The sequence below is a fragment of the Mucilaginibacter sp. dw_454 genome (assembly GCF_018449775.1).
GTDB lineage: Bacteria > Bacteroidota > Bacteroidia > Sphingobacteriales > Sphingobacteriaceae > Mucilaginibacter.
Window position 1 is genome coordinate 32,554 of record NZ_JAAVVB010000002.1, and the last position, 11,617, is coordinate 44,170.

Below are 11,617 nucleotides of genomic sequence, written 5' to 3' on the forward strand. Positions count from 1 at the left end.
AAACGCTTTAAAACAGTTTAAAACGTTTAAAAACATTTTAAATATACGGGTTGATCAAAGCAACAAACCCATCCACATCATCAATCATCATTACCACCCGCGTCACTGCTTTAGGCTTGCGGTAAATGCGTTCAATGTTTACTGGTTCTTTAAAGGTAAGCAAGACATTATACGTGCTTTTCATTGGTCCGCCTTTAAAGCAATGTTCGTCGGGGGTGTAGCTGTCCATTATTTTTTCTGCGGATTGGATATTGTTCAGGTCTATTAATGCCCGCCAGCGGATGCCGATGCGTAATAATAGTTGCTGATTTAAAACTAGTACCGGGCTTTTTACCATGGCAGAAAAATCGCCGATGATCAATATAAAACTGTAAACAGTTAAAGCCGTCACTATGATGGCCCAGGTATGGCTGTAATGATTTAAAAACAAGTGGAACGCCACCGTTTCTATAATGCCTACACACAATATTACACCAAACAAGGCACCATAGCCGCTCTCACGGTGATTGCTGAATGGTTTAATTTCTGACGATACTGCTTGTGGCTTCATCCAAAACAATAGCCCGAAGCGTAACATGGTAACTTCTGTCGCCAGGAACTTTACAGCGGGATGATTGCCCAGCGCCGCACCCATGCTTTGCTTTAAGTTATACGCGAAGTCAGGGATTTGATTTTGTAACGCTCTGTATTCTCTTTTTATCTGGCGAATCTTACTGAGTGCGTAAACAATTACGCCGATTTCCAGTCCGGCGCTTAGTTTTCTGAGTTGAATAATATAAGTACGCTGATGTGCGGGTAAAATTAGATAGGCTACACCGCAACAAATGCTAAACACTAAAACAATGCTCCACTTTCTGACCTTACCGGGGCGAATCAATAAAAAATAATAGATCACTGGGATAGTAAATACAATGTCGCCCAAAAATGCCGTGGCAACCAGGTCGCGTTTGATGGGATCTACATGATGCACTATAAATGAACCGACAATTAGTACAGCGAGTGCAGCTAACAAGGTAAACCAAACGTTTTTGTGAATAGTGTTAATGGATAGTGTCATACCACCGAATTTTGAGTGTTGATGCAAATATGGTGAACAATGCAACAGGGACAAAAACAAATCTACTTAAACCTATATTATATCTATAAACAAACACTTTACCACTATGAAAAACAAATTGTTACGTCTGTTACTGCTTGGAGCAGTAATCGGCATTTTGGGCACCAGTTGCGGCGCACCGCGCCCGCTGGCTGCACCACCTGCGCCGCCGGCACATCCGGCACCGTAAATAGAATGTCCGCTTTGTTAGCTACAGGGCGGACATTTTGGTTTCAGGACGTTAAATATTTGCCTAACTTCATTTAACCATGAAAAACCTTATCCTTCCATTATGTCTAATTTGCCTTTTTGCCGGCATCGCGCATGCTCAAACTACAAATACCGATACTGCTTTAAAATTCAACTTTTATGTTACAGCTTTTGAAAACCACTGGGTGGTATTAAAAAAGCCTGATACAGCACGCTATTACACTTTTGGATATGTTTATATAGAAAGCAAAAAAGGCTTTATGTTTAAGCCGGCCGGGCAGTTTGAAATTAATAAACGGCATAAATACATATTACATCCCGGCAAAATAGGCCGGTATATGTTTAGCCCGGGCGAGATAGATCAATCTTTTGCGCCTCGGATAATCCGGCATCAGGATACCCTTGGCATACAGAATAACAGGCAAATATGGCCCACGCTCGCCGCTATTTTACCTGCAAAGCACTTTAAGGAACTTAAAATAGAAGTCACACCAAAATGGATAAAACCTTATTATACTTATTCCGATACACTTGAGCATAACTACCGCTGGGGATGTTATCACACAGAGGAGATTGACCCTGCTGTCGGAATCGATTATTTGGAAAAAGTTTATAAAGTTTCGCCTCATTACAAAGGCGTAAAGGTGCCTATGGATAAAGTTTCCTGGATCAATCACCAGGGGATTGAAATGAAATTGGGCCAGGCTTACAATGATACACAACAATACGGTAAGGCTATTAACTTATTGAATACGGCCATATTAAACGATCCGACTTACATCCCTTTTTATCAGGAGCTAATCAATACCTATTTTAAAAAAGAAGATTGGAATATGGTTATAGCAACTGCTAATCGAGGACTATCAACTTTGACAGCGGTCGAAAAATCAGATCAAAAACGCGACTTAGCAGCATGCATAGCTAAAAGTTACGAAGAATTGAAAAACGATGAACAAGGTAAATATTGGCGTGCAAAAAGTTTGGAATATAGTCTATGCCCCGGTTGTGTTTATTAATTGTGGATTTGCGTTAAGGATAGAAGCGGATACCGGCCCGTGATTAACACCTGTGGCGTATGAGCGGATAGCCTGGCCCGCCTAAAGGCGGGAACGCCATTATTGATCACTATCCACCTGGTGTATAAGCTTCTTCCCTATGCCGGGGTAACAAATCATTCCTGTATTACATAGCCACTCGTTTATCTACCTAAGGTAAAAGACGCAAAATATTGCGTCTCTACATAGTCTATATAATTGCAAAACCTCATTTCTGTTTAACTTAATCTACCCATCCCAAAAAATATCAAAACTTTTTTAGCCTAACCACTTGAATATCATAAAATAACTCCGTACTTTTGCAGTCCCGAAAACTGCCCACCAATGTAGGTGGCGGCGGGGTAAGAAAACAAAAACATAAGAAAGCAAGAATGCCTACTATCAATCAATTAGTTAGAAAAGGTAGAGTAGCTCTGGTTGACAAGAGTAAGTCGCCAGCGTTGGACAGCTGTCCACAGCGAAGAGGAGTATGCACCCGCGTGTATACCACTACCCCTAAGAAACCAAACTCAGCAATGCGTAAAGTTGCCCGTGTGCGCTTAACCAACGGTAAAGAAGTAAATGCTTATATCCCTGGAGAAGGTCACAACTTACAAGAGCACTCTATTGTGTTGATCCGTGGCGGTCGTGTTAAAGACTTACCAGGTGTACGTTACCACATCATCCGTGGTGCATTAGATACTTCTGGTGTTGCAGGTCGTAACCAACGTCGTTCAAAATATGGTACTAAACGCCCTAAACCAGGTCAAGTTGCGGCTGCACCTACAAAGGGTAAAAAGAAATAATTAAAGGAGGATAGTAACAATGAGAAAATCGAAACCAAAAAAAAGAATCCTTCTTCCTGATCCAAAATTCAATGATATTTTGGTAACCAGGTTTGTAAATAACATGATGTTTGACGGTAAAAAGTCTACCGCTTATACTATATTTTATAACGCAGTTGACATTGTTGAGAAAAAAACCAGCGAAAGCGGTTTAGATACCTGGAAAAAGGCTCTTAACAACGTTATGCCTGCAGTTGAAGTTAAAAGCCGCCGTGTTGGTGGTGCTAACTTCCAGGTACCTACCGAAGTTCGTCCGGAGCGTAAAATCGCTTTGGGTATGAAATGGTTAATCAGCTATGCTCGTAAACGTGGTGAAAAAACCATGATGGAGAAATTAGCCGGCGAGATCATCTCAGCAGCTAAAGGTGAAGGTGCAGCAGTGAAAAAGAAAGAAGATACGCACAAAATGGCTGAGGCTAACAAAGCGTTCTCTCACTTCAGATTCTAAAAAACTAATGAATGAATTAGTGAATTAGTGAATGAGTGATTTGTTGAAAAGGTAACATTATCCTAATCATTAAATTGCTTATTCGCTAATTCACTCAATCACTCATTCAGTAATTAAAAAAACAATATGTCAAGAGATCTTAGATATACAAGAAATATAGGTATTGCCGCTCACATTGATGCGGGTAAAACAACTACCACCGAGCGTATTCTTTACTATAGCGGCGTTAGCCACAAAATAGGCGAGGTACACGAAGGTGCAGCAACCATGGACTGGATGGCGCAAGAGCAGGAGCGTGGTATTACCATTACTTCGGCTGCTACTACAGTTGGTTGGAAATACAGAGGCCATAACTACCATATCAACATTATTGATACCCCGGGACACGTGGATTTTACCGTAGAGGTAAACCGCTCGTTACGTGTATTGGATGGTTTGGTTTTCCTTTTTAGTGCGGTTGACGGTGTTGAGCCTCAGTCTGAAACTAACTGGCGCCTGGCTAACAACTATAACGTTGCCCGTATTGGCTTTGTTAACAAAATGGACCGTAGCGGTGCAGACTTTTTAAATGTTGTAAAACAGGTAAAAAGTATGTTAGGCAGCAACGCAGTGCCTTTGCAGTTACCAATTGGTGCTGAAGAGAACTTTAAAGGTGTGGTTGACTTAATTAACTGGAGAGGTATTGTTTGGAATGAGCATGATAAAGGTATGACCTTTACTGAAGTGCCTATCCCTGACGATATGATCGAAGAAGCTACCGAGTGGAGAGAAAAATTGTTAGAATCAGTAGCTGATTATGATGAGTCTTTAATGGAGAAATTCTTTGAAGACCCTGCTTCAATTACCGAGCGCGAGATTTTAGATGCATTGCGTAAAGCAGTGTTAGATGCTAAGATTGTTCCTATGGTTTGCGGTTCGTCTTTCAAAAACAAAGGTGTACAAACTATGCTTGATTATGTGATGGAATTGCTTCCTTCACCTATGGACGTTGAAGGTATTATTGGTACTAACCCTGATACCGGCGAAGAAATTTTGCGTAAACCATCAGAAAAAGAGCCGTTTGCAGCTTTAGCATTTAAAATTGCAACCGATCCTTTCGTAGGTCGTCTATGCTTTATCCGTGTTTACTCTGGTAACTTAGAAGCAGGATCATACATACACAACATGCGTTCTGACAGTAAAGAGCGTATCTCTCGTATATTCCAAATGCACGCTAACAAGCAAAACCCAATCCCTAACGTAGGTGCTGGTGATATTGCTGCGGTAGTAGGCTTTAAGGATATTAAAACAGGCGATACCCTTTGCGACGAGAAATTCCCGATCATATTGGAGTCTATGAACTTCCCTGATCCGGTTATCGGTTTAGCTATTGAGCCTAAAACTCAGGCTGATGTTGATAAATTAGGTATCGCTTTAGGTAAATTATCTGAAGAGGATCCTACGTTCCACGTAAAATCTGACGAAGAAACCGGCCAAACTGTAATTTCAGGTATGGGCGAGCTTCACTTAGATATTATCATGGACCGTTTAAAACGCGAGTTTAAAGTTGAGGTTAACCAGGGTGCGCCACAGGTAGCTTTCAAAGAAGCTATCACAGGTTCTGTACAACACCGCGAAACATACAAGAAACAAACCGGTGGTCGTGGTAAATTTGCTGATATACAAGTTGTATTATCACCAAATGACGACGGTAAAGAAGGTTTAACCTTTATCAACGAAATCTCAGGTGGTTCAATCCCTCGTGAGTTTATTCCATCTGTACAAAAAGGCTTCGAAGCTTCTTTGGCAAATGGTGTGTTGGCAGGTTACCCGCTAACCGGCTTAAAAGTACGTTTGATAGATGGTTCATTCCACGCTGTCGATTCGGATGCATTGTCATTCGAGTTAGCTGCTAAGATGGCTTACCGCGAGGCTTTGCCACGTTGTAAACCGGTATTGCTTGAGCCGATCATGAAAATTGAGATCTTAACTCCTGAAGAAAACATGGGTGACGTTATTGGTGACATGAACCGTCGTCGTGGCCAGCTTTTGGGTATGGACAGCCGTGCAGGTGCTCAAGTAATTAAAGCTACTGTACCACTTTCAGAAATGTTTGGTTATGTAACCCAGTTACGTACCATTACATCTGGCCGTGCTACTTCAACCATGGAGTTTGATCACTATGCTGAAGCGCCACGTAACGTACAGGACGAAATTGTTGCTAAAGCAAAAGGCAGAAAAGCTGCTGGTAATAACTAGTAATAAAATTAGTTGATTGGCGATTAGAGATTTTCGCCAATCAATTATTAAATAAATAAACAACCGGTCGCCCTAACAAATAGCTCTTAGGATTGACCTCAACAAAAAACAAAATGAGCCAAAGAATCAGAATCAAATTAAAATCTTACGATTACAATCTGGTTGATAAATCAGCTGAGAAGATCGTAAAAACAGTAAAGCCAACAGGCGCTGTAGTTAGCGGACCACTTCCGTTACCAACCGAAAAGAAAATTTTCACTGTTTTGCGTTCACCGCACGTAAACAAAAAAGCACGTGAGCAATTCCAATTATGCTCTTACAAAAGACTATTGGATATCTACAGCTCAAATTCAAAAACTGTAGATGCGCTGATGAAACTTGAATTGCCTAGCGGCGTTGAAGTGGAGATCAAAGTGTAACTGTACCGGAAGATCCGAAATTAGAATCGAGAGTTTAGAATCAAGATTCAAGATAAAATTAAGCCATCCGATTTTCGGGTGGCTTTTTTGCTGGATGACACTTTTATAATTAAAATTGAAAATTTGTATATTTGATTATGAGCACTTATTTAATAACACCGACCGCGGAACAGGAAAAGCTTATAGCTGCTTTCTTAGAAGAACAACACATCCCTTTTTTCAAAGAAGATGAAACATTACCGCAGCATGTTTTAGATGGTATAGAACGTGGACAGAAAGATTTTGAAGCAGGGCGATTTATACCATTTGATGATTTTAAAAAAAAATATCCAGCCGAATAATTAATGACGTTTAATGTAGTTTTCACCAACGAGGCGGATGATACATTTGATTCAATAGGGCGTCAAATATTGGAGCGATTGGGCAAGCCGGAAGTTCTGAAATTTAGAAGTCGCGTTTATAAAGTTGTAGAGACTGTACGCCGGTCTCCCTTGATTTTTCAAGTTGCTGGAAATACGGATAAAGTACGGAAAGCGGTTATACACGGAAATTGCTCTATGTTTTACCAGGTGAAAGATAACTTAATATCAATTCTGTTCTTTTGGGACAACAGGCAAGACCCAATATTAAAATAAGTATTCTTGGATTACCCCATTCCCACCAACAGCCAGCAAACCATTGCCCCTGTAAACGTATTCAAAAAATTAACCAGGTTATTGCCAATTAAACCACGCCGTTCTAATGCGGCGCCTAAAACAGAATCTATCAGATTGCCAACTGCACCCGCCAGGGCGATCCAACAAAACACTACACTCCACCCTAAACTTATCGAATAAATTGCCGCTATCAGCATCGCACCAATCAAACCAATCAGCGTACCTTCTATGCTGACTACGCCATCCAGTCCGCGGGTATCTTTTTTAAAGGTTAGGATATTGAAAAACCTTCGGCCGTAAACTGTCCCGAGCTCTGAAGATAAAGTATCAGCAGTAGCCGCGGCTAAGCTGCCGGCAATCATTACCTGTACAAACACCGAGTGCGCTGGCGACTGCCATGCCATTAACCCCAATATAGCTGATATGCCGCCATTGGCCAAAACCTGCCATGCGGTACGCCTGCCTTTATTTTTTTCGGCAACGCCTGTTAACGTCTTTTTGTCGATTTGCCATTTGGTGGCCCATAAACCTAGTATGAAAAATGCAGCTAATAAGATAAGCCCTGTAACGCCGGCACCTTTATAGATAAACACACCAACGATATCGCCAACTACCGCCCCCGTTCGTGTTAACTTACCGGTACGATAGCTCAATACAGCCGCAATTAACAGGATTGTATAAACTGAAACGTCAGCTAGTGTCATAGGTCTAGTTTTCGTAAAAATATCTATTAATGATATATCTTTAGAAAAATAAAACAGAGCTTCTGGGTTTATTCTGGTTTAAAACAGCTACGTGCCGCACACAATGAATTTTCGTAACAAGCTTCTCGCCCCAATTACAACGGTGCCTGCTGCATTGCAAAACGCACATTTCGCTTCACTGGATGGACTTAGGGGAATAGCAGTTTTAATTGTGGTGTTTGCACACCTGGGAGGCAATCATTTACTTAAACCATTTCATTTGTCGGTAAATAGCCGCACGGGTGTTGATCTGTTTTTTGTTTTAAGCGGATTCTTAATCACTAGTATTTTACTCAAAGAACGAGTAGCCAAAGGAAGTGTGTCTTTGCAGCGGTTCTATATTAGGCGCATTTTTCGTATTGTTCCTGCGGCTTATGCGTTTCTTTTCCTAGTGTGCCTGTTAAACCTCTTTCTACCCTTGCACATCGGATTAAGAGATTTTCTCGCGTCGCTTTTTTTTCTGAAAAACCTGCCGATGCCGAATGAGCCTTTTACCGCGCATTTTTGGTCGCTTGCTGTCGAGGTTCAATTTTATATCATATTCCCTTTTTTGCTGGTAACTAACATTAACCGCTATATAATCATTGCCTTGACTTTAGTTATTGGGATCACTGTAATAGCTATCTGCGCCGAGCATATTTCTATAACAGCTCAATATCCCGAAATTAGGTGGTTAGTTAAACTTAGCCGGTATGCTTTCTGGAAAGGGCCTGTTATCATTTTAATAGGCTCACTGCTTTCCATACTAATGTTTAAGGGCATCATTAATATCAAAGCAATATCGAAACCTGACCTTATTGCAGCTTTACTAATCATGATGGCTTTAGTAATTACAGCAAATAGCTTTGTCTCTTACACCAGATATCTTTCTGAGATTGTGGCCGCTCTATTATTTGCAATAACTATTTTGATAAGTCTGAAAGGAGGTTGTTTTTTGTCCTCGACCTTCTTAGTCAAGGTGGGTGTCATGTCTTACAGTATTTATATATGGCAAGAATTATTTATTGGCACCCATGCCTGGCAACCCTGGCTAAAGTTTATGGCCGGGTATCCGGTGGCAGAGCTGATAATAATAAAGCTGGTATTGTTAGCGGCATTAAGCTTTCTATCGTATTACTTTATCGAACGGGTTTTCCTCCGTATCAAAACCAAATTCGAATAACTAATATTCGTCGCTGTTTTCAAGAAAGTCTTGCCATACGCCCTCCAGTTCGTGTACCAACTCGGGGCGAATGGATATGCCCGATGCCTGCGGTGTCCAGGTTTGTGCAGCCAGGTTGCCGGTTTTCAATATCTCAAGAGTAAGTATGGGTTCTTTCTCAGGATTGAGCAGAGTATCAATGGCAATAGTAATACGATGATAATGCCGCCCTTTACGAAAAGCCAGGTAAGGCTCTGAAGCAATGATACCAGACGCAAAAATACCTTTAGGCTCAACACCTACCCGAACGATGTAGGCACGGTCGCCGGGCTGAATGGTTTTGTGGCTGGCCACGCTCCAGTTATCTTCGAGTTTGCCGGTGTCTTTAAGTTTTTGGATATCGGCATCGATGTCGGCCCACTCAAATTTGATGGGGTTCCATCCAAAAAGATAGGCTTTCATTTTGGCGATTTATATGAGAACTTATCCGCGTCCGGTTAGCTCGTCCAACTTATTGCGCTCGGTCTGCAGTTCGCGCGCCAGTTTCTTTTCCTTTTCGTTGGCTTTTGCCTTGAAGGTTTTAAACTCTTCTTCCAGCTCGTTATATAAGGTAGTACGGTAAACAGCTTCTTTACGGTAACCGCCAGATTGCGAAATAACCACACCCGCAATAATAGCAATGATGAGTACCAAACCCCACATAACAATATTATACGTGCCTTTTGCAAACGCCATTCCCAGGAAACTGATCGAGTCGGTTTGAGAAAGTGCTTGCTCTTTTGACGCTACGTCTGCTTGTAAACCGGTGGTGGTTTTGGTTTGATCGGCAATTTTATCGTTTGCTGCTTTTAATTGGTTGCGGACACTATGCAGCGTATCTGTATAACTCTTCCACATAGCAGCAACAAAAGGTTTTTGGTAATTATAGACTTTAGTTAGCAGGTATTGATATTGACCATAAAGGCTTTTGTCAATTTTGGGTGTAGCCTGCGTAGCTACCGTGTCAGGTTTTGCAGCAGGTACAGGCGCTGCAACCTTTACCGGAGCGGCGGCTACAGATGCCGCTCCCTTGGCAGGCGTTGTAGTAAGTCGTTTCAGGCTATCGGCTTTTTGTTGGGCGCGATATGTTTTGGCATAAGCGCCATAGCCATATCTTGAGTAAGGTTTACCGGTTTTAGGATTGATAGGGACACTCCCCGGTTTGGCAGTGATTACAGGCTTTGTAGCCGGCACTTTTTTAACAACTGTTCTTTTAACACTGTCCTGGGCTTGAGCGGTGGCTAAATAACCAACCAGCATCAGTAATACCAATGGTAGTTTTAACATGAAATAGTTCTTCATAAGGGTAAAATTATGCAATGATATATTAAAAACACAGTAAAAAAGCGCTTTTATTGCAGGTTTCGAGCATTATACGTATGATGAATGCAATCCTTTGTACGCATTTTTGCTGCGCTTAGTTATATTAGCAGCATGAATATCGGAATAATAGGCTTGGGGGATATGGGGCGGTTATATGCCAGGGCTTTTGCAAAAGCCGGCTATACGGTTACCGGGTGCGACTTACCCGCCAACAGGCAGCAATTAGAGCAGGAGCTTACGCCTTTTAACATTAAAGTGTTAGATAGCGGCAAAGAAGTATCGCAAATTAGCGACCTGATTGTCTATTCGGTGGAAGCCGAGCGGATTGAGAAGGTGGTGGCCGAATACGCCCAATTCACCAAGCCGGGTGCCATTGTTGCCGGGCAAACGTCGGTGAAAACACCCGAGATCCTGGCTTTTGAAAAGTACCTGCCTCAAAGCGCACAGATCATTACCTTTCATGGGATGCATGGCCCGGGCTTTGAGCCTAAGGGGCAGACATTGATACTGATTCCGCATAGGGCCGATGCTGCAGCACGGCAACGGATGATTGACCTGTTTACTGCCATAGGTTCTGAAATAGCCGAGATGGCCGACTACCACGAGCACGACAAGATTGTTGCCGATACCCAGGCAGTAACCCACGTAGGTTTTGAAAGCATGGGCACCGCCTGGAAAGAAGCCGGTTTCTTCCCCTGGGAGAATGCGTCGTACATTGGTGGCATTGATAATGTGAAGATCCTAACCACCCTGCGCATATTCAGTTACAAGGCGCACGTGTATGCCGGCCTGGCGATATTGAACCCATACGCCCGCCAGCAGGTAAGGCAGTATGCGGTATCTGAGTCGGAGTTATTTAAGCTGATGATCCAGGAGGAGGAGGCCGCGTTCCGCGAACGTTTATACCGTGCGCGCGACTTTGTGTTTCACGAAAGCCGCAAGCCTATTATGTTAAATGATAAGGTAATGAAAGAGTTCTCGCTTGGGAAAGATCATGATAAGCAGAAGCCAAACTCGCACTTAAGTATATTGAGTATGGTTGATGCCTGGTATCATTTGGGCGTTAATCCCTATGATAACCTGATCTGCCAGACCCCACCGTTCCGGCTACGATTGGGTATTGCAGAATACCTGTTTAAAGACGAACAACTATTGGAGGAGTCTATCCAGGCCGCGCTGTATGACAAAACCATCCGTGGCGATGATCTGGAGTTCCACTCTGCGGTGCGTGAATGGTCGTCTATTATAGGTTATGGCGATATGGAGGGCTACAAGAAGCACTTTAATGATGTACAGGCTTTCTTTAAGGACCGACTGCAGGAAGGCAATCGCCAAAGCGCCGAGCTGATCAGAAGGTTAATGACCGAGTAGCACTGTTTTGTTTCACGTGTGTATGCAACAGATGAAACAAGTGAAACAATGTTT

13 protein-coding genes are annotated in these 11,617 nt (G+C 42.4%); 9 read left to right on the forward strand and 4 right to left on the reverse strand.

Going from position 1 to position 11,617, the window contains the following annotated elements; all coding sequences use genetic code 11:
- Positions 1-37 precede the first annotated feature (37 nt).
- Complete coding sequence (locus HB679_RS07245) at positions 38-1,057, reverse strand: hypothetical protein (protein WP_214071300.1); 1,020 nt, start codon at positions 1,055-1,057, stop codon at positions 38-40.
- 106 nt (positions 1,058-1,163) lie between these two features.
- On the opposite strand from HB679_RS07245, the gene HB679_RS20590 reads away from it, so the two are divergent.
- The 7 genes from HB679_RS20590 to HB679_RS07275 all read left to right on the forward strand — a co-directional run bounded on the left by HB679_RS20590 (position 1,164) and on the right by HB679_RS07275 (position 6,631).
- Positions 1,164-1,286 (forward strand): hypothetical protein, encoded by a 123-nt coding sequence (locus HB679_RS20590; protein ID WP_255547558.1) that lies wholly within the window; start codon positions 1,164-1,166, stop codon positions 1,284-1,286.
- Between the two features lie 79 nt (positions 1,287-1,365).
- Entirely contained in the window at positions 1,366-2,322 is a 957-nt protein-coding gene (locus tag HB679_RS07250) for a hypothetical protein (protein ID WP_214071301.1), read from the forward strand.
- Between the two features lie 410 nt (positions 2,323-2,732).
- Complete coding sequence (rpsL, locus tag HB679_RS07255; protein WP_214071906.1) at positions 2,733-3,146, forward strand: 30S ribosomal protein S12; 414 nt, start codon at positions 2,733-2,735, stop codon at positions 3,144-3,146.
- A gap of 19 nt (positions 3,147-3,165) precedes the next feature.
- Positions 3,166-3,633 (forward strand): 30S ribosomal protein S7, encoded by a 468-nt coding sequence (gene rpsG, locus HB679_RS07260; protein ID WP_214071302.1) that lies wholly within the window; start codon positions 3,166-3,168, stop codon positions 3,631-3,633.
- Positions 3,634-3,759: 126 nt separating this feature from the next.
- Positions 3,760-5,871 carry an elongation factor G gene (fusA, locus tag HB679_RS07265; RefSeq protein WP_214071303.1) on the forward strand — a complete coding sequence of 704 codons (2,112 nt, stop codon included), beginning with the start codon at positions 3,760-3,762 and terminating at the stop codon, positions 5,869-5,871.
- A gap of 113 nt (positions 5,872-5,984) precedes the next feature.
- A complete protein-coding gene (gene rpsJ, locus HB679_RS07270; RefSeq protein WP_022830652.1) occupies positions 5,985-6,290 on the forward strand; it encodes a 30S ribosomal protein S10 in 306 nt (101 codons plus the stop codon).
- 137 nt (positions 6,291-6,427) lie between these two features.
- A complete protein-coding gene (locus HB679_RS07275; protein ID WP_214071304.1) occupies positions 6,428-6,631 on the forward strand; it encodes a hypothetical protein in 204 nt (67 codons plus the stop codon).
- A 305-nt stretch (positions 6,632-6,936) separates the two neighbouring features.
- Here HB679_RS07275 and HB679_RS07280 read toward each other — a convergent pair whose 3' ends face one another.
- Positions 6,937-7,650, reverse strand: coding sequence for a DUF92 domain-containing protein (locus tag HB679_RS07280; protein WP_214071305.1), 714 nt, complete (start codon positions 7,648-7,650; stop codon positions 6,937-6,939).
- Positions 7,651-7,753: 103 nt separating this feature from the next.
- Between HB679_RS07280 and HB679_RS07285 the strand changes: the two genes are divergently transcribed.
- Positions 7,754-8,851: an acyltransferase gene (locus HB679_RS07285; RefSeq protein ID WP_214071306.1), complete on the forward strand. Its 1,098-nt coding sequence runs from the start codon at positions 7,754-7,756 to the stop codon at positions 8,849-8,851.
- On the opposite strand, the gene HB679_RS07290 is transcribed toward HB679_RS07285, so the two are convergent.
- Both HB679_RS07290 and HB679_RS07295 read right to left on the reverse strand, forming a co-directional pair.
- Complete coding sequence (locus HB679_RS07290) at positions 8,852-9,292, reverse strand: hypothetical protein (RefSeq protein WP_214071307.1); 441 nt, start codon at positions 9,290-9,292, stop codon at positions 8,852-8,854.
- Between the two features lie 21 nt (positions 9,293-9,313).
- Positions 9,314-10,171 (reverse strand): hypothetical protein, encoded by an 858-nt coding sequence (locus tag HB679_RS07295; RefSeq protein WP_214071308.1) that lies wholly within the window; start codon positions 10,169-10,171, stop codon positions 9,314-9,316.
- A 132-nt stretch (positions 10,172-10,303) separates the two neighbouring features.
- Between HB679_RS07295 and HB679_RS07300 the strand changes: the two genes are divergently transcribed.
- Positions 10,304-11,563 carry a prephenate dehydrogenase gene (locus tag HB679_RS07300; protein WP_214071309.1) on the forward strand — a complete coding sequence of 420 codons (1,260 nt, stop codon included), beginning with the start codon at positions 10,304-10,306 and terminating at the stop codon, positions 11,561-11,563.
- Positions 11,564-11,617: the final 54 nt, after the last annotated feature.